The 17,682-nt window shown below is 37.3% G+C and carries 19 protein-coding genes; 14 read left to right on the forward strand and 5 right to left on the reverse strand.

Annotated features, from left to right (window positions below; translation table 11 throughout):
* The first annotated feature begins 168 nt into the window (after window positions 1-168).
* The 6 genes from rplM to FNW07_RS00300 all read left to right on the forward strand — a co-directional run bounded on the left by rplM (window position 169) and on the right by FNW07_RS00300 (window position 4,462).
* Window positions 169-624 (forward strand): 50S ribosomal protein L13, encoded by a 456-nt coding sequence (gene rplM, locus FNW07_RS00275; protein WP_126743363.1) that lies wholly within the window; start codon window positions 169-171, stop codon window positions 622-624.
* A complete protein-coding gene (gene rpsI, locus FNW07_RS00280) occupies window positions 624-1,010 on the forward strand; it encodes a 30S ribosomal protein S9 (protein ID WP_126743362.1) in 387 nt (128 codons plus the stop codon). The genes rplM and rpsI overlap by 1 nt, the downstream gene beginning before the upstream one ends.
* A 198-nt stretch (window positions 1,011-1,208) precedes the next feature.
* Window positions 1,209-2,000, forward strand: coding sequence for a 30S ribosomal protein S2 (gene rpsB / locus FNW07_RS00285; protein ID WP_126743361.1), 792 nt, complete (start codon window positions 1,209-1,211; stop codon window positions 1,998-2,000).
* A gap of 133 nt (window positions 2,001-2,133) precedes the next feature.
* Window positions 2,134-2,964: a translation elongation factor Ts gene (tsf, locus tag FNW07_RS00290; protein ID WP_126743360.1), complete on the forward strand. Its 831-nt coding sequence runs from the start codon at window positions 2,134-2,136 to the stop codon at window positions 2,962-2,964.
* Between the two features lie 232 nt (window positions 2,965-3,196).
* Window positions 3,197-3,523 carry a hypothetical protein gene (locus FNW07_RS00295; protein ID WP_126743359.1) on the forward strand — a complete coding sequence of 109 codons (327 nt, stop codon included), beginning with the start codon at window positions 3,197-3,199 and terminating at the stop codon, window positions 3,521-3,523.
* Between the two features lie 492 nt (window positions 3,524-4,015).
* Window positions 4,016-4,462, forward strand: coding sequence for a hypothetical protein (locus tag FNW07_RS00300; protein ID WP_126743358.1), 447 nt, complete (start codon window positions 4,016-4,018; stop codon window positions 4,460-4,462).
* Between the two features lie 73 nt (window positions 4,463-4,535).
* Here FNW07_RS00300 and FNW07_RS00305 read toward each other — a convergent pair whose 3' ends face one another.
* A complete protein-coding gene (locus tag FNW07_RS00305; protein ID WP_126743357.1) occupies window positions 4,536-6,650 on the reverse strand; it encodes a M3 family metallopeptidase in 2,115 nt (704 codons plus the stop codon).
* Window positions 6,651-6,732: 82 nt separating this feature from the next.
* Entirely contained in the window at window positions 6,733-7,509 is a 777-nt protein-coding gene (locus tag FNW07_RS00310; RefSeq protein WP_126743356.1) for a transglutaminase domain-containing protein, read from the reverse strand.
* A 107-nt stretch (window positions 7,510-7,616) separates the two neighbouring features.
* Here FNW07_RS00310 and FNW07_RS00315 point away from each other — a divergent pair, with 107 nt between their 5' ends.
* The 3 genes from FNW07_RS00315 to FNW07_RS00325 all read left to right on the forward strand — a co-directional run bounded on the left by FNW07_RS00315 (window position 7,617) and on the right by FNW07_RS00325 (window position 10,131).
* The gene (locus FNW07_RS00315; RefSeq protein WP_126743355.1) at window positions 7,617-8,195 is read left to right on the forward strand and encodes a DNA-3-methyladenine glycosylase I; all 579 of its coding nucleotides are present in this window, start codon (window positions 7,617-7,619) and stop codon (window positions 8,193-8,195) included.
* A 245-nt stretch (window positions 8,196-8,440) separates the two neighbouring features.
* Window positions 8,441-8,884, forward strand: a complete 444-nt coding sequence (locus tag FNW07_RS00320; RefSeq protein ID WP_126743354.1) for a nucleoside deaminase — start codon at window positions 8,441-8,443, stop codon at window positions 8,882-8,884.
* Between the two features lie 89 nt (window positions 8,885-8,973).
* A complete protein-coding gene (locus tag FNW07_RS00325; RefSeq protein WP_126743353.1) occupies window positions 8,974-10,131 on the forward strand; it encodes a carboxypeptidase-like regulatory domain-containing protein in 1,158 nt (385 codons plus the stop codon).
* A 230-nt stretch (window positions 10,132-10,361) separates the two neighbouring features.
* On the opposite strand, the gene FNW07_RS00330 is transcribed toward FNW07_RS00325, so the two are convergent.
* Window positions 10,362-11,906, reverse strand: coding sequence for a ribonuclease E/G (locus FNW07_RS00330; RefSeq protein ID WP_126743352.1), 1,545 nt, complete (start codon window positions 11,904-11,906; stop codon window positions 10,362-10,364).
* A 332-nt stretch (window positions 11,907-12,238) separates the two neighbouring features.
* On the reverse strand, window positions 12,239-12,574 hold the full coding sequence (locus FNW07_RS00335) for an HU family DNA-binding protein (RefSeq protein ID WP_255512710.1): 336 nt from the start codon (window positions 12,572-12,574) through the stop codon (window positions 12,239-12,241).
* 88 nt (window positions 12,575-12,662) lie between these two features.
* Here FNW07_RS00335 and mutY point away from each other — a divergent pair, with 88 nt between their 5' ends.
* Genes mutY through gldD form a run of 4 tightly spaced genes read left to right on the forward strand, consistent with a single transcriptional unit; the run spans window position 12,663 to window position 16,110 of the window.
* The gene (mutY, locus tag FNW07_RS00340; protein ID WP_126743350.1) at window positions 12,663-13,733 is read left to right on the forward strand and encodes an A/G-specific adenine glycosylase; all 1,071 of its coding nucleotides are present in this window, start codon (window positions 12,663-12,665) and stop codon (window positions 13,731-13,733) included.
* A gap of 46 nt (window positions 13,734-13,779) precedes the next feature.
* Entirely contained in the window at window positions 13,780-14,220 is a 441-nt protein-coding gene (locus tag FNW07_RS00345; protein WP_126743349.1) for a single-stranded DNA-binding protein, read from the forward strand.
* A gap of 23 nt (window positions 14,221-14,243) precedes the next feature.
* Complete coding sequence (locus tag FNW07_RS00350) at window positions 14,244-15,539, forward strand: gliding motility-associated protein GldE (RefSeq protein WP_126743348.1); 1,296 nt, start codon at window positions 14,244-14,246, stop codon at window positions 15,537-15,539.
* A gap of 7 nt (window positions 15,540-15,546) precedes the next feature.
* A complete protein-coding gene (gene gldD, locus FNW07_RS00355) occupies window positions 15,547-16,110 on the forward strand; it encodes a gliding motility lipoprotein GldD (protein WP_126743347.1) in 564 nt (187 codons plus the stop codon).
* A 49-nt stretch (window positions 16,111-16,159) separates the two neighbouring features.
* On the opposite strand, the gene FNW07_RS00360 is transcribed toward gldD, so the two are convergent.
* Window positions 16,160-16,690 carry a heavy-metal-associated domain-containing protein gene (locus tag FNW07_RS00360; protein WP_126743346.1) on the reverse strand — a complete coding sequence of 177 codons (531 nt, stop codon included), beginning with the start codon at window positions 16,688-16,690 and terminating at the stop codon, window positions 16,160-16,162.
* A 124-nt stretch (window positions 16,691-16,814) separates the two neighbouring features.
* Here FNW07_RS00360 and FNW07_RS00365 point away from each other — a divergent pair, with 124 nt between their 5' ends.
* On the forward strand, window positions 16,815-17,681 hold the full coding sequence (locus tag FNW07_RS00365) for a DMT family transporter (RefSeq protein WP_126743345.1): 867 nt from the start codon (window positions 16,815-16,817) through the stop codon (window positions 17,679-17,681).
* Window position 17,682 lies beyond the last annotated feature (1 nt).

A 17,682-nucleotide genomic window follows, 5' to 3' on the forward strand; every position in this document is an offset into this window, starting at 1 on the left:
TATAAAAATATTGTTTTTTTCTTGTTCATTTATAATCAAAAAGACATTTGCCTTATATCTGAAAATCAACTCTTAAAAGATTTTTTTATAAGGGTTTGTATTTAAAATAAATATTTGTACTTTTGCAACCCCTTTATTGGGGATGGAATGTTTAATTAAAATAATATTATGGACGCATTAAGCTACAAGACACAATCAGCCAGCAAAGCCACCGTTACGAAAGAGTGGATTGTTGTAGACGCTGAAGGTCACAACTTAGGTCGTCTTGCATCAAAGGTCGCTATGATCCTTAGAGGTAAGTACAAGCCAAGTTACACACCACACGTGGACTGCGGGGATAACGTAATTGTTATCAACTCAGAAAAAATTAACCTTACAGGTACAAAAATGGATGACAAAATTTACATGCGTCATACAGGTTACCCAGGAGGACAAAGAACTTTAACTGCTAAAGTTTTACAGGCAAAAAACCCTGCATTACTAGTGGAAAAAGCGGTAAAAGGAATGTTACCTAAGAACAAATTAGGAGCTGAACTTTTCAGAAATTTAAATGTTGTTGTAGGAACTGAGCACAAACAAGGCGCTCAAAAACCTAAAACAGTTAACCTTAATGATCTTAAGTAATGGCAGCTATTCACAAAATCGGTAGAAGAAAATGTGCAGTTGCACGTGTTTATGTATCAGAAGGAACAGGAGTAATCATTGTAAACAAAAAACCGTTTGCAACTTATTTCCCAACAGCTACTTTACAGTACAAAGTATTACAACCAATGTCTTTGACAGAAAATGTTGGAAACTATGACGTAAAAGTAAATGTATACGGAGGTGGTTCAACAGGTCAGGCAGAAGCTGTAAGAATGGCTTTGGCAAGAGTAATGTGTGAAGTTGGCGAAGGAAACAGAGCTATACTTAAACCAGAAGGTTTGTTAACAAGAGATCCAAGAATGGTTGAACGTAAGAAATTCGGTCAGAAGAAAGCTCGTAAGAGATTCCAGTTCTCTAAACGTTAATATTGAATTTGTTTCAATGCCTATCCGTAGCGCCATTGAAATTATTGAAAAGGCACTGAAAAAATTTCAGTGTAAATTTAAAAACAATGTTGTTGTTGTCCCATCGAGGTGGGAAATTAGTTTAGCATCTAAATGTATATAGCCAAGGAATTGCCATCTATACATTGCTAATCAACAGAACGTAAACTAGTACAAAAAATGTCAAACAAAATAGAAGTAAAAGATTTACTAGAAGCAGGTGTTCACTTCGGACACATGACTAGAAAATGGGATCCAAACATGGCCCCTTATATTTATATGGAACGTAATGGTATTCACATTATCAACCTATATAAAACTGCAGCAAAAATTGAAGAAGCTAATGAAGCTTTGAAAAAAATCGCTGCATCAGGTAGAAAAATTTTATTCGTTGCTACCAAAAAACAAGCAAAAGACATCGTTGCTGAAAAAGCAAAAGCTGCAAACATGCCGTACATCACTGAAAGATGGCCTGGTGGTATGTTGACTAACTTCGTTACTATCCGTAAAGCTGTTAAGAAAATGTCATCTATCGACAAAATGAAGAAAGATGGTACTTTCATGACTTTATCGAAAAAAGAGCGTTTGCAAGTTGATCGTCTTCGTGCTAAATTAGAGAAAAACTTAGGTTCAATCGCAGATATGTCCAGACTTCCTGCAGCATTGTTCGTAGTTGATATTAAAGCTGAACACATCGCAATTAAAGAAGCTCAAAAATTAAACATTCCAGTTTTCGCAATGGTTGATACAAATTCTGACCCAAGAGAGGTTGATTATGTTATCCCTGCAAATGATGATGCTTCTAAATCAATCGATAAGATTTTATCTTTAGTAACAGCTGCGGTTATTGATGGTCTTGCTAACAGAACTTCTGATAAAGAAGAAGCAACTCCAACAGCAGAAGCTACAGAAACTACAGAAGAGGCGGCTCCAGAAGCTGTTGAAGTTGTAGAGACTAAAACTGAAGAATAAATAAACATTTAAATTCCAAATTTTAAATTCCAAATTCCGAATAAATTAGAAACAAACGTTGATAATTTAATAAACTTGGAATCTGGGATTTGAAAATTGGAATTTTTACTTTTAACATTAAAAAAAAAATATTATGTCAACTATAACTATAACGGCTGCGGACGTAAATAAATTAAGAACAATCACTGGTGCAGGAATGATGGACTGCAAAAAAGCCTTGGTTGAAGCAGAAGGAGATTTCGATTTAGCGATCGAAAACTTGCGTAAAAAAGGACAAAAAGTAGCTGCAAACAGATCTGATAGAGAATCTACAGAAGGTGCTGCAATTGCTGTTGTTAACGCTGATAAAACTGCTGGTGTCGTAATTACTTTGAACTGTGAAACTGACTTCGTTGGTATGAATGAAAACTTCGTGAAAATGGCTACTGAAATGGCTAATTTAGCGTTGAACTTCAATACTAAAGAAGAATTTTTAGCAGCTGATTTCAACGGAATCACTGTTGCTGAAAAATTAATCGAGCAAACAGGGGTTATCGGTGAAAAACTGGAAATCAGAACTTTCGAAAAATTAGAAGGTGCTTTCATCGGGTCTTACATCCACTCAGGAAACAAAATCGCTACTTTAGTGGCGCTTTCTGCAAAAGTTGACGGTGCTGAAGAAGCTGCCAGAAACATTGCTATGCAAGCTGCAGCTATGGCTCCAATTGCGTTGAACGAAGCAGGTGTTGATGCTGATACTATCGCTAAAGAAATTGAAATCGCTAAAGATATCTTGCGTCAGGAAGGTAAACCGGAAGCTATGTTGGAAAACATCGCAAAAGGTAAATTAGCTCGTTTCTTTAAAGATAATACTTTGGTAAACCAAGATTATATTAAAGACAACAAAATGAGCGTTGCTGAATATGCTAAATCTGTTGACGCTAACTTAATCGTTACCGGTTTCAAAAGAGCAGCATTAGGATAATCTTTCAGAATTTCTGAAAAACATAAACAAAGCCGTCTAATTATTTTAGACGGCTTTGTTGTATCTTGTTTTTTTGAGGAGTCAACCTAAAATTCAATAATATGATTGCAAATTTCAAAATGGCGGTGTTAATGTTGGGACTCAGTAAATACAGAAAGAAAACTAAATTAAAATATTTTACACATATATATTTGCGATTGGTTTTTTTCTAATTATTTATTCTTGTGAATACTTGGACCATACCAAAAAGTACAAACAAATTAATCCTAATGCTGAATTTGATTTCACAGTAAATGATATAGAAACAAAAAATGGCTTTATATTAAACAACGAGTATTATTATGGTGGAGGAGTCTATTTACAAAAAAACAATAATTCTTCTAAGTGGCTTTCACAAGAAATATCTTTGGATGACGGCACTGCCCTTTTTAATGAGGACGGCCAGATCCTATTGGATATTTGGAAAATAAAAACACCTTATGAAATTTATAAAAAAGCCAATTCCAACATTTTATATTTAGTAAAAAATAAGGACACCTTACAATTTAGAATACAGTAGTCAGGATATGAGAAAGATTTTACCACTAGTAATAGCAATGACAATTATTTCAATTTTATCTGTTAATTGCGACAGAAAAAAGCAGAAACAGAACGGTTTTTCTTATTTAACCTTTAAGATAGTTTAACTTTAAACGTCGTAAAAACGGCTATTCAAAGCAAGGCGTTACTTTTAAATAATTCTGTGGTTTTGTATAAAACAAGTAGACTGATTTATGAAAACCATAAACCTAAATGGCTATTTGAAAAAACGAAAAACAAAGAATTAGCCAATAATGCATTTATTTATTCGCCCGATATTTCTGAAATACAAGCTCCATATAAATTAATAAAACATCAAAAATCGAATGTATTTCAAATCATTAAAGAAAGAGATACACTTTACTTCGATTTTGAAAATTTTGATGAATTAGATTATTAAACTGATAGGGCGGATTTGTAATCCGTACCCACCAACTGAATGAAAATTAAGAACCAGCAGCAACTCTATTTCATGAAAATAATTACTCATCCTAAATCCAAAATGAAGTTTCTAACATTCGTAATGATTTGCTTTTCGGTATGCTCTTGTGACCCAAGATCTTCTGCAATTATAGTTAACAACTCCCAAAAAGATTTCAGACTCAAAATTCAATATGATAAGGAATCATTAGAGAAAGTATTGAAAAAAGACCAGATAATACCCTTTCTAAAAAACACCATACCCTACAATCAGATGGTGATACGTTTAGACACCATAAATTTGATATCAGAAATTAAAGTATTACCCCAAGACTCCATTAGGGTGGATAGTGGCAGAGGGTTTTGCCCGAGATTCAACGAAATTAAAAGCATCACAATTTACACCGATCCGATTATTGAATTGAAAAGTAAAAAATCAATGATGGAATCGTTTAAACAAAATGGGAATTTATTTATATTGGAAATAAACTCTCTTTAGTTTCGGTGTTCATCCAACTTCAATAAAAAAATCCCGAATTCACATTCGGGGTTTTTTGTTTTTTTAGGTTATCCTATTTCTTGCTTATCGGGAAATTCCTTGCGCGCATCAACGCATCAATTTTGGCATCCCTGCCACGGAATTTCCGATAGGCTTCTTGCTGATCGATCGTGTTCCCAATACTGAAGACATTATCATATAAACTTTTCGCTACCGTTTTATCATACGGCCCTTTCGCCTCTGTAAACGCTTCCCAGGCATCGGCACTGATGACATCGGCCCACAGATAACTATAATATCCGGCCGCATACCCATCACTTGAAAACAGATGTCCAAATTGCGGAATACGGTGACGCATTACAATCTCAGAAGGCATATTCAATTTTGTGAGTGTTTCTTTTTCAAATTTTTTCGGATCGATCACACCCGTTTCCAGATGAAGTTTCATATCTACTAAAGAACTTGAAATCGTCTCCACAGTTGAAAAACCTTCATTAAAAGAAGCCGCTTTTTCGATGCGTTCCACTAATGCTTGGGGCAAAGCCTCATTCGTTTTGTAATGCAATGCGAATCTTTTCAAGACTTCCGGTGTACCCAGCCAGCGTTCCAATATCTGCGAAGGAAATTCCACATAATCCCTTGCCACTGAAGTACCCGCAAGACTCGGATAGGTTACATTCGAACACAACCCGTGCAAAGCATGTCCAAATTCATGAAAAAGCGTGCTCGCATCTTCCCATGAAATCAATATTGGTTGGTTTTCATTTCCTTTTATGAAATTGCAATTATTGGACACGATAGTAACGATATTCCCGTTCAGTTTTTGTTGGTCCCTTAACGCACTCATCCACGCACCGGAGCGTTTCCCTGCTCTCGCATATGGGTCAAAATACCATAATCCCACCACTTTTCCGGTCATCTTATCGGTCACTTCCCAAACTCTCACATCCGGATGGTAAACGGACACATTGGTAATCTGGTCGAATTTTAAATTGAATAATTCACCTGCCACCCAAAACATGCCTTCCCGCAGTTTCTCCAATTGCAAATATTCCTTAACATCATTCTGATCCAAATCGTATTTGGCTTTTCTGACTTTTTCGGCATAATACCGATAATCCCACGGGGCAATTTTGAAGATTCCGCCTTCATTGTTGGCAATTTTTTGCATATCGGCCACATCTTCACCAACTTTTTTAATTGCAGGTTTCCAGACCGCTTCCATCAATTCTAAAGTTCTTTCCGGGCTTTTTGCCATCGTATTGGATAAATTCCAATGAGCAAATGATTGAAAACCGAGCAGTTTTGCTTTTTGAGTCCGTAGTTTCAGTATTTCTACTACTATTTTATTATTATCCGTCGAATTTCCATTATCCCCACGCTTCACAAACATAGTCCACGCCCTTTCTCTCAAATCTCTTCGGGTTGAAAATGTCAAAAAAGGCTCAATGGAAGAACGCGTATTGGCGATGCATCCCATTACATTTAATTTACGGTCTTTAGCATCCGCTATAGCCGCATTTTTTATTTCTGCAGGCAATCCGTCAAAATCTTTCTCTGAAGTTAATTCTATATATTGGTTGTTTTCTTCCGCCAATAGATTTTGGCTGAACCGGGTAAAAAGTCCTGCTAATTCCTGATTCATCCGGGCCACTTTAGCTTTGCTTTGTGTATCAAGCTGTGCACCCTGGCGGACAAAATTGGTGTAATAAAGCCACACCAGACGCTGTTGTTCACTGTTTAATTTTTTCTTTTCGGGAGAATTGTGTAATTGTTCGATTCTGGAAAACAATTTGTCATTTTGGTATTCCTTATCCCAAAGTTCAGAAATCTTAGGAGACATTTCCGTTTCGATCGGTTCAAACTCCGGGCTGCTCATATTGGACCCGTAAATATCAAAAACAGCCATAACCCTGGTAATTGTTTTTCCGCAGTCCTCTAATGCAATAATCGTATTCTCGAAGGTGGGCGGTGCCGGATTGTTGGCAATGGCATCCAATTCGGTTAATTTTTCCCTAATGGCAGCTTCAATCGCTTCCTTTATATCGGTAACCCGATATTCATCAAATGCGGGAACACCACCGTAGGGGCCTGACCAGGTTTGTAGTAATGGATTTTCTGCCTTCATCTGAGCATGAGTAGTTAAAATTGTTGAACTTAAAAGTATAATAGAAATCAGTTTTTTCATTTAGACAAGGATTTAGGGCCGAAACATATTCCGAATATTATAATTCCAAATATAACTCATTTTGGTTTTGAATTTTTAATTGTCAGACAGTTTGCGTTGGGAATTCAAATACATAACTTTTTCCACTAAGGATTAATATTCCGTGGATCAGCGCCTGTGGAAGAAACCCAAGCCGGTCCAGAAAGAAGTCGTAGGTTTTATTGCAGTAGTTGGTGATTAAAAAAGGGTACGATTCGGAATCCAGATACAAGTCGTTGATGTTTCTGGTATCAATAGCATATTCGGTATTGAATTGTGCAAAGTATATTTTTTTATTTTCTTTTTTCAGATTAAAAATCTCCAAAACCGATAAGGGCATATCAGAGTCACTCTGGTAAAAACAGATGGATTTGGACACATCCATAAAAATCCATTTCTTTAATTCTTTGGAATAAAATTCATTGAAGGAATGCCCGCCCCGTATGTTGATATCGTCGGTCAGAATTTTCAATCCCCATTCTTTCACTTTTAAATCATTAATCACACAGAAATTATTAAAGACCTGCGAGAAATCACTGCAGACTCCCCCTTCACCCCGAACCATTTTTCGTATGGTTTTCCCCGAAGAATGTCCTAATCCAGGTCCGCCTTTTATATTATTGCGAAGCCAGACTGCAATTTTTTCAGCTTTTTGGATATCGATAAGTTCGGTGGTTTCGTTATTAAAAATCAAATGATTCAGCTCATAGTAGATCGCCGGAATATCGCTTTTTTGATTAAGCCTGTTGTAATAAAAACTTTCAACACGATCCGAAGGCACGGCTTTAGACACTAATCTAAACCGGATGCTGTACAGTAACGGGTGTCTTTTTAATTTCAAAAATAAAGTTTTATACATGGGCTGTTAGAATATTTAAATAGCAAGTCAGAAAATAATCGATATATAAAATGTTTTGTATTTTTAAAAAAAATCTAAACCTAATTAGCATGGCCGACAAAATCAGATGCAAATGGTGCATCGGGATCGACATTTACGAAAAATACCACGATGAAGAGTGGGGCGTTCCCGTCTATGACGATCAAAAACTATTTGAATTCCTTATTCTCGAAACCTTCCAGGCTGGTCTAAGCTGGATTACCATCTTAAAAAAAAGAGAGAACTTCCGGAAAGCCTTTGATAATTTTGACTACAAAAAAGTAGCGGGCTACGACGATGAAAAAATCCAGGGCCTGCTTAACGATGCCGGCATAATCCGCAATCAACTGAAAATAAAAGCCGCTGTCAGCAATGCAAAAGCGTTCATTACTATCCAAAAGGAATTTGGCAGTTTCGCCGATTACATCTGGAAATTTACCGATGGAAAACCCATTATCAACGATTTGAAAAACCAGTCAGAAATTAAAGCCGCTACGCCACTTTCTGAGACAATCAGCAAGGACCTAAAAAAACGAGGCTTCAAATTCGTCGGCTCAACGGTGGTCTATGCACACATGCAGGCAACCGGAATGGTAGATGACCACGTGGCCGACTGCTGGAAAAGAACAGATAGTAATTTAATTTCATAATTAAGCTTTTAGTATTAACAAACAAAGTTAAAGTTAGCAATAAAATCTAATTTGTCAATCACAAACATAAGATAATTACCTACAAATCACGCGATTGAAACTTTAATCGATAAAGTAACTCAAATGATAGTTCAAATGCTTGGAATCAAAAGTAAGAATTAATAAAAGGAATTATACGATCAATTGATGGGTTGTGATTGTGGAAAATATTACAATCATACCCTTTGAAATCGTATTTTTGCCCCATGGAAAATCCTTTTGACGATATTTATTTCATGAAAAAAGCACTGCAGGAAGCCGAAATGGCTTTCGCGAAAGGCGAAATCCCGGTAGGCGCCGTTATAGTTGTCGACAACAAGGTTATTGCCCGTACTCATAACCTTACTGAAATGCTGCATGACGTAACCGCTCATGCCGAAATGCAGGGTATTACCTCGGCAGCCAATTATCTGGGCGGAAAATACCTGACAGGCTGCACGCTGTATGTTACCCTCGAGCCTTGCCAGATGTGTGCCGGTGCGCTATATTGGAGTCAGATTTCAAGGGTGGTGTTCGGAGCCCGAGATGAAAATCGCGGATTTATGACTATGGGTACGCAACTCCACCCCAAAACGACCGTAACCATTGGGGTGCTGGAACAAGAATCCTCAGAACTGATGAAGCTTTTTTTTGCGGAAAGGCGTAAATAATCAGAACACAATATTTATAATTTATAGTACTTTTCCTATAATTTGTTATCGAGAAGCCCTATATTTGGTGCTTCAACTTTAAATAAATCATGAGAAATATTATTATTCTACTGTTCATCAGTCATTTATCTTGGAGCCAAAATCAATTTTCTGGAATTGTTAGGGATTCCGAAACTATGGAACTTCTGCCATTTGTCAATATTGTATTTGACGACAGTGGTCAAAGCCAAACAACAGGTTCAATCACTAACGAAAATGGAGAATTTACTCTGCATGGAACTTTCCACAAAGTAGTCTTTAGTCATATTAACTATGAACCTTTACATGTTAATCTTCAAGAGAAATCCAATGAGATTTTTTTAAAGCCTAAAAATTATATTTTAGATGAAATTGTTGTCTCAAAAACTTCAGCCAAAAAGTATTTAAAAAAAATCTTGAAATCATCTACCGCTAAAATTCAAAAAAACACACAGCTTAAAAGCTATTGCCGCGAAATTGTTAAAGTAAATAACAACTACACCAAGTTTTCGGATGCTTTAGTGGATTATTACATCAAAAGAGGAAACGGAAAATCCAACATTCAGTTAACACAACACAGGGCGCTCAAAAACAAAGAGCATAATTCTCTAAGTAAAGGCAACGTTGACAATATGAATTCGGGGTTTAATGTAAAAGATTATGTAAAGAATGCATATGATTTTGATGGACTGGGAAGATTACTAAAATCTAAAGAATATGATTTTATCAGGAAGTTAAAAAAGGAAGCAAACGGAGACGAATATGAATACATCCATATAATCCCCCATATTGCCAGTAAATCGATGCTCAATGAAGGATATGTAATTATAGACCCTAAGACTAAAAGTATATTAGAATTTAAAATTTATTCCGCAGAAAGCCACTTGAACAATTCAAAGCTGGTCAATATACTAATAGCAAAAGTACAAGTAAAAAATGTATTAAATTGGACCAAATTCCGATATGTCAACAACCAATACATATTAGTATACAATAGAAAACAAGTCGATTTCTTTGTGAAAATGGGTAACAAATTGGATGATGATTTTAGCTTTATGAGTGACTTGTTTGTATTTGAATTCAAAAACAACGCACCAATGCCTGCTGAAGGTTATAATAAAACAACCATCTTTGAAGCCGGTACCAATTTTAAAGAAGAGTATTGGAAAAAATATAATTCTTTTCCATTAAGCGGACCAGAAGAAAAGTTCATCAATTCAATCCAATAAATAGTGCGTATTCAGGTGATTTTGAATGAGCAAGAAGTGCGTAAGTTAACCGCGGATTAACTAGCCCGGATGGCCATGGAAATCCTTTTCTTTTTTTCTTTAAAAAAGAAAAGATTGTAATAAACAGCCGGATCAGCTCCAGATTGCTTCGTCCCTCGCAATGACAGGCTTTGTTACTCGTAATGAGTCATAAAAAAACCGCTACTCTTACGAGAAGCGGTTTTCAAATTTTAATCTTTAATTACATTTCCTTTAGTGTCAAAGAAATGATATTCTAAATACGTGTAAGCGTCACGAGGTATAATTTTCACCCATTTTTTACGTTCAAAAAACCACTTTGAGCGTATTGATGGAAAACCTTTGGTAAGGTATGCGCCCACAAACGGATGTACATTCAGCACTACATTTGGATGGGTCTTTGTAATTCTTTCCAGATCAGAAACAATTCTGTCGATAATCAAAATCGGAGCTTCGATCTCCCCTTTATCATTGTTAGGATCTTCTTCTCTGGTCTTGATGTTCACTTCTGGTCTCACCCGCTGTCTTGTAATCTGGACTAACCCAAATTTACTCGGAGGCAGGATTTTGTGCTTTGCTTTATCATCGCTCATTTCCTCTTTCAGGAAATCGTACAGCACTTTTCGGTTTTCGGGATTGGACAAATCGATAAAATCGACTACAATGATCCCGCCCATATCTCTCAGACGCAATTGTCTGGCGATTTCGGCAGCGGCAATCATGTTAACTTCCATCGCGGTATCTTCCTGATTGGTGGCTTTATTGGAACGGTTTCCGCTGTTCACGTCAATAACGTGTAAAGCTTCGGTGTGCTCAATAATAAGGTAAGCCCCTTTGGCCATCGATACGGTTTTACCGAACGAAGTCTTGATTTGTCTCTCTATGTTATATTTCTCGAAAATAGGTGTGTCGTTAGATTGATAATACTTAACAATTGATTGTTTTGAAGGCGCTATCTCCTGGAGATAGTCCTTGGTTTCGTTGTACAACTCTTCCTCATCTATATGAATACCGCTGAAGGTATCATTGAATACATCTCTCAATATCGAAGAAGCCCTGTTGAGCTCTCCTAATATCTTGGACGGATGATGAGCAGTTGGTAATTTTTTACACATTGCAGTCCATCTGCTGAGCAGGTTCTGCAAATCTTTGTCTAGTTCGGCTACTTTTTTGCCTTCGGCTACTGTACGAACAATAACGCCAAATCCTTTTGGTTTGATAGAATGCACTAATCGTTTAAGACGATCTTTTTCTTCTTTGGATTCTATCTTTTGTGAAATAGAAACGCGATCAGAAAAAGGAACGAGAACAATAAATCGACCGGCAAGAGAAAGCTCAGAGCTGATTCTTGGTCCTTTGGTAGAGATAGGTTCTTTGACGACCTGTACTAAAATTGACTGGTTCGAACTCAGGATGTCTGTGATCGTACCGTCTTTGTCAATCTCTTTTTCAAACTGAAAGTTTTTTAGGGAGAAATCTTTTATTTTACCTGCGCTTACAAGTTTTATGAATTTCAGTTGGGAAGCTAAATTTGGGCCTAAGTCGTGATAATGTAAAAAGGCGTCCTTGTCGTGGCCTACATGTACAAAAGCGGCGTTCAGTCCGGCAACTGGTTTTCTGATTTTGGCAATAAAAATATCACCAACCTGAAAGTTGCTTTTTTCTTCTTCCTTGTGTAATTCAATTAGTTTTCCATCTTTTAATAAGGCAAAATCTACGGCTTCGGAACTAGATCGAATGATTAATTCTTTATTCACACTGTAAATTTTTATCCATTCATCAAAATGACGAACAGATGGATTAAACAATATTTTAACAGGTATTGAACCCGGTGAAACATTTGGATGACAGATTCAGATTGCAGATGACCGGTTGTTTTACCAACCGCGTATCTTACATCTTAGGTCCTCCATCAAAAGGTTTCCATTTCAATGAACTTAATAATCTAAAAAGAAAAAAGTAGTATTATACTACTTTTTCTTTTTGTGACGGTTAGCTCTCGCTCTCTTTTTACGTTTGTGAGTCGCTACCTTATGTCTCTTTCTTTTTTTACCACTTGGCATATCTTGTAGTTTTATGGATTAGTTAATTATTTTGTTTCGTTATTTGTTTTAACTCCCTCAACAAATATTTTTGCCGGTTTAAAAGCAGGAATGTTGTGTGCAGGAATTTTGATAGTCGTGTTTTTTGAGATATTTCTACCTGTTTTTTCGGCTCTAGTTTTGATAATAAAACTACCGAAACCTCTTAAATAAACATTGTCTCCAGTTTCCAAAGAGTTTTTTACCTCTTCCATGAATGTTTCTACTGTGGCTTGAACGTCTCCTTTTTCAAGACCTAATTTTTCTGAAATTTTCGCTACGATATCTGCTTTCGTCATTTTCTTTCTTATTATATAATGTTGTACTATTTTTTGGGTCTGCAAATATATGCATTTAAAAAGTAATTAATCAACCATAAACAATTAAAATTTAATCATATAAACTTTTACTTTTGCTGTCCAATATTTAATTATGGATTTTTCTAACTTGTTAACCCGATGGTATTTACAAAATAAGCGTGATTTGCCGTGGCGAAATACGAAAAATCCATATCCGATTTGGCTCTCAGAAATTATGCTGCAGCAAACGCGCGTCGCACAGGGACTGCCCTATTTTTTGTCTTTCACCGAAGCTTTTCCAACTGTTTTTGACCTGGCCAATGCCTCCGAAGAGCAGGTTTTGAAACTCTGGCAGGGATTAGGTTATTATTCCCGTGCCCGAAACCTTCATAAAACAGCACAATACGTTGCATTCGAACTTAATGGCATATTCCCCGATAATTATAACGACCTGCTGAAACTAAAAGGCATCGGCGAATATACCGCAGCTGCGATTGCCTCTTTCTCTTATGACGAAGCAGTTCCTGTAGTCGACGGAAACGTGTTCCGGGTATTGTCCCGTTTTTTTGATATCGATACCGATATTGCTCAGGCTTCCGCCAAAAAGGAATTCGCCGCCCTGGCCTTCGAATTAATGTTGAAAGACACCCGAGGCGGAGCCGAACTGAGCGAAGCTAATCCGGCACTGTTCAACCAGGCTATTATGGAATTTGGCGCGATGCAATGTGTCCCGAAAAATCCCAACTGCGATACTTGCGTGATGAACTCCGGCTGTGTGGCGTTGCAGAAAAATAAAATTCATTTACTTCCGTTAAAATCAAAAAAACCGAAAGTAAGAAAACGGTTTTTCAATTACCTAATTATTGAAGATGACGACAAAAAAGCACTCATCCAAAAACGAACTGACAAAGGAATCTGGCATAACTTATATGAATTCCCATTAATCGAAACGGAAGAAGAGACGATTATTGAAGACCTCATTGAACCCATCCGAGACATGGTTTCGGAAAATGGAATCAGTTCGGTATCCGAATATAACTTTAAAAGCCAGGTTCATAAACTGTCCCACCAGCACTTGCATATCAAATTCTGGAAAGTAAAAATAAACGGAACCATCAAAAATGGGATGGATTATGAAACCTTAAAAAGCCATCCATTCCCGATTGTTATTTTTAATTTCATCGAAAATGATTTTTTGAAATAACTCAAAAATAACGTACATTTGAGTTAAATCCTAAATCGAATATCAAATGAGTGGTACCTTAAATAAAGTGATGCTGATTGGCTTTCTTGGAGATGATGTGAAGATGCATTATTTTGATGGCGGCAATTGCATCGGACGATTTCCTTTGGCAACAAACGAGACTTATATCAATAAGACCACCAACGAAAAGATCAATACCACCGAATGGCATAATTTGGTCGTGCGGAACAAAGCCGCGGAGATTTGCGAAAAATATCTGGTGAAAGGAGACAAAATTTATGTTGAAGGAAGAATAAAATCCCGTCAATGGCAGGCAGAAGACGGCACTACAAAATACACGACCGAAATCCAGGTGACCGAATTCACTTTCCTGACCACTAAAAAAGATACCGAAGGAAATAAACCGCCGCCAACCTCTGAGCCCGCAAAAAATACTAACTTTGACCCGCAAAATCCTTCTCTTCCTGAGAATGACCTTCCCTTCTAAATGTTTAACTAATTCCATTAAATTTGGACCCGGAACCTCCCAGTTTCTTCATCTCAGCACTGCACACCGATGTGGTAATCGGATTACCAGTAATGCTATTCCTGCTCGTTTGCGCAGCGCTGATTTCGGGCGCAGAAGTCGCTTTTTTCTCATTGACACCACAAGATCTTGAGGATTTAGATCGTAAGCATCAATCCAAATCCCAACTCATAAGGACATTGTTGGACAAACCCAAAAAACTATTGGCTACCTTAATCGTAGCCGGTAATTTCACCCACATCGGGATTATAATACTGTTCTTTTTTTTAAGCAAAAGATGGCATTTTGCGATTGCGGCGACCACATTAAGATTTTTTGTCGAAATACTTGCAGTGGCTTTCCTGATTTTATTATTTGGAGAAGTTTTACCAAAAGTCTACGCCAGCAGAAACATCGTCCGTTTTGCTAAATTCATAGCTAAACCATTGGCCATACTGAACCAGTTACTTTCTCCGATTAGTCTGCCCATGCGATCTGCAACCATTTTTTTACACGAAAAACTGGGGCGTCAAAAATCTAAATTCTCCGTCAATCATCTCTCGCAGGCATTGGAACTCACCTCGTCAGAAGGAACCTCACCAGAAGAACAAAAATTACTGGAAGGCATTGTTTCTTTCGGAAATACCGACACGAAGCAGGTTATGAGCCCAAGAATTGATATTTTTGCATTAGAAATCGACGAAGCTTTCGATGAGATCATGCCAAAAATCATTGAAAATGGCTTTTCGAGAATTCCGGTTTTCCGGGACAGTATTGACCAAATAGAAGGCGTTTTGTTTGTGAAGGATTTAATTCCCCACATTGACAAAAAGGATTTTAATTGGGTCACTTTGCTCAGGCCTCCTTTTTTTGTGCCCGAAAGCAAAAAACTGGACAATTTGCTGAAGGATTTTCAAAGCATGAAAAACCATCTGGCGATTGTAGTGGATGAATATGGGGGAACTTCGGGACTTGTCTCTCTGGAAGATGTCATCGAAGAGATTGTGGGCGATATCAGTGATGAATTTGACGCGGACGATATCGGATTTTCGAAGATCAATGATAAAAATTTCCTTTTTGAAGGCAAAACCAACCTGAAGGATTTCTATCGATTGGTCGAAGTAGACACTGCCCTTTTTGAATCAAGCAAAGGAGAAGCCGAAACATTGGGCGGATTTATTTTGGAAATATTAGGTAATTTTCCAAAAAAAGGACAGAAGATAAATTTCAGCAACTGCTTGTTTTCAATTGAAGCAGTCGATAAAAAACGAATTAAGCAAATTAAAATAACTATTGAATAACCAGACAATGCTCCAAAAAATAATATCCTTTTCATTGGCCATATCGGCATGTTTTACTCTTTTCAGCTGTAAGGACGATGTGGTACCAAAACCATCGAGTTACCTCCGATTGGATTATCCGGTGGCAGAATATGCCCATTTTGAAAATGCGTGCCCATTTACGTTTGACATTAATTCGAATGCGGTCATCAAACAAAAAGGCGACTGTAATTTTGAAATCAATTATCCTAAAATGAAAGCGACGGTATATCTGACGTACAAACCGGTAAATAACAATATCAATATCTTGCTCCGCGATGCTCAGAAGCTTACCTATGAACATGTAATCAAGGCGGACGATATCCTTGAACAACCGTACTTGAATCCCGATAAAAAGGTATACGGAATGTTTTATCAGGTGGGCGGAAACGCCGCTACCAATACGCAGTTTTACGTGACCGACAGCGTAAAACATTTTGTTGCGGGTTCAGTGTATTTTTATGCCAAGCCTAATTATGATTCGATTATGCCGGCAGCCAGTTATCTGAAGAATGACATGCAGAACCTGATGGAAAGTTTAAAATGGAAATAAAAAAAGGAGCTGAATTGAGCTCCTTTTTTATAATGGAAATACCAAATTATTACATGGTAATTGCTTTTTTCTCGTCCGCTGAACACTGCTTTTTTGCTGCACAACATCCTGATTTTGCTTCAGTACTCGCTTTGCCTTTCTTTTTAGCAGCTGTTTCCTTTTTTTCTTTTTCCTGATCTTGTGAAAAGACCATCGCCTGACTTCCGGAAGATTTCAGATTGGATACCTTATAGGTTTTCCCGTCAGCAGTTGCTTCTACGGTTTCTACCAATTTTTCAGGAGTCTGTTTCGTGGCATCAAATTCTACGGTAGCCGTTTTTTTATCAAAATCTACAGTAGCACTTTGAACACCGTCCATCGCAGCAAGTTCTTTCTCTATGGTTTTGGCGCATCCCATAGAGCAGGTCATTCCTTCAATACTGAAAGTGGCGGTTTCCGGTTTTACAGCAGGAGTCACTTCTTTTGGAGTTTCAGCAACCTCAGTTGAAGTTTCTGATTTTGACTCGGCAGCAGTTTCTTTACAACTGATAAACAGGAAGCTACTTAAAGCTAAAGCCAAAAATGGTTTGGTAAAGTTCATAATAATCAATTTAGATTTATATATAGGGCAAACACTTAATTTATAAGTGTTTGCAAAAATAACAAAAAAAAGAAAGGGGTAATTCATAAAATTATTACAATTTTGATGTGCAAAAAAAACAGCTATGAGCGCACAAAGATTAAAATGGGGGTTACTGATTATTTTAGCCCTCATTTGGGGAAGTTCCTTTATCCTGATAAAAAGAGGGCTCGTAGCATTAACACCGTTTCAGTTGGGATCTTTGCGGATTGTTTTCGCTGCGGTTTTTCTGTTGGTCATTGGTTTAAAAAGCCTCACGCTAATTCCTTTAGGAAAATGGAAATTTATTATTCTGACTGCGCTATGCGGGACTTTTCTGCCGGTTTATCTGTTTTCATTTGCACAGACGGAAATTAATAGCTCCGTAAGTGCTATTCTTAATTCATTGACACCGCTTTACACACTGCTTTTAGGCGCTTTCGTATTCGGATTGACCTTTGCGCGTCGGCAGTTTTTCGGCGTCGTTATCGGCCTTATTGGTTGCATGTTGCTTATTTTTAACGGCGCCATCAACAATCCGGGACAGAATTACTATTATGCCATTTTAGTCGTAATTGCATCCATTTGCTATGCGCTGAATGTGAACCTGATTAAAAAACACTTGTCCGACCTGAGTCCGTTGAGTATAACTACGGGTAATTTTGCTGTGTTGCTTATTCCCGCTTTGGTTGTCCTTTCCTTTACCGATTTTTTTTCCATGGCAGCGCAACCGGAAGTACAACATTCCGTTTGGTTTATCTTAATTTTGGGAGTGGTAGGGACCGGTATCGCGAACATCATCTTCTTTAAATTGATTCAGATGTCCTCCCCCATTTTTGCCTCGTCGGTCACTTATCTGATTCCGATTGTGGCGTTCTTTTGGGGATTGGTGGACAACGAATCCTTAACGCTGGTTCAGTTTTTCGGTGCTTTTATCATATTGTTTGGCGTTTACTTATCGGCAAAAAAATAAA

The sequence above is a fragment of the Flavobacterium sp. GT3R68 genome (assembly GCF_007109225.1).
Classification (GTDB): Bacteria; Bacteroidota; Bacteroidia; order Flavobacteriales; family Flavobacteriaceae; genus Flavobacterium.

Coding starts and splice junctions, on each gene's coding strand:
- rpsI (WP_126743362.1), top strand. CDS start 624: ATGGCAGCTATTCACAAAATCGGTAGAAGAAAATGTGCAGTTGCACGT.
- FNW07_RS00360 (WP_126743346.1), bottom strand. CDS start 16,690: ATGAACTTTACCAAACCATTTTTGGCTTTAGCTTTAAGTAGCTTCCTG.
- FNW07_RS00320 (WP_126743354.1), top strand. CDS start 8,441: ATGGAAAATCCTTTTGACGATATTTATTTCATGAAAAAAGCACTGCAG.
- mutY (WP_126743350.1), top strand. CDS start 12,663: ATGGATTTTTCTAACTTGTTAACCCGATGGTATTTACAAAATAAGCGT.
- tsf (WP_126743360.1), top strand. CDS start 2,134: ATGTCAACTATAACTATAACGGCTGCGGACGTAAATAAATTAAGAACA.
- FNW07_RS00315 (WP_126743355.1), top strand. CDS start 7,617: ATGGCCGACAAAATCAGATGCAAATGGTGCATCGGGATCGACATTTAC.
- FNW07_RS00300 (WP_126743358.1), top strand. CDS start 4,016: ATGAAAATAATTACTCATCCTAAATCCAAAATGAAGTTTCTAACATTC.
- FNW07_RS00345 (WP_126743349.1), top strand. CDS start 13,780: ATGAGTGGTACCTTAAATAAAGTGATGCTGATTGGCTTTCTTGGAGAT.
- rplM (WP_126743363.1), top strand. CDS start 169: ATGGACGCATTAAGCTACAAGACACAATCAGCCAGCAAAGCCACCGTT.
- FNW07_RS00365 (WP_126743345.1), top strand. CDS start 16,815: ATGAGCGCACAAAGATTAAAATGGGGGTTACTGATTATTTTAGCCCTC.
- gldD (WP_126743347.1), top strand. CDS start 15,547: ATGCTCCAAAAAATAATATCCTTTTCATTGGCCATATCGGCATGTTTT.
- FNW07_RS00305 (WP_126743357.1), bottom strand. CDS start 6,650: ATGAAAAAACTGATTTCTATTATACTTTTAAGTTCAACAATTTTAACT.
- rpsB (WP_126743361.1), top strand. CDS start 1,209: ATGTCAAACAAAATAGAAGTAAAAGATTTACTAGAAGCAGGTGTTCAC.
- FNW07_RS00325 (WP_126743353.1), top strand. CDS start 8,974: ATGAGAAATATTATTATTCTACTGTTCATCAGTCATTTATCTTGGAGC.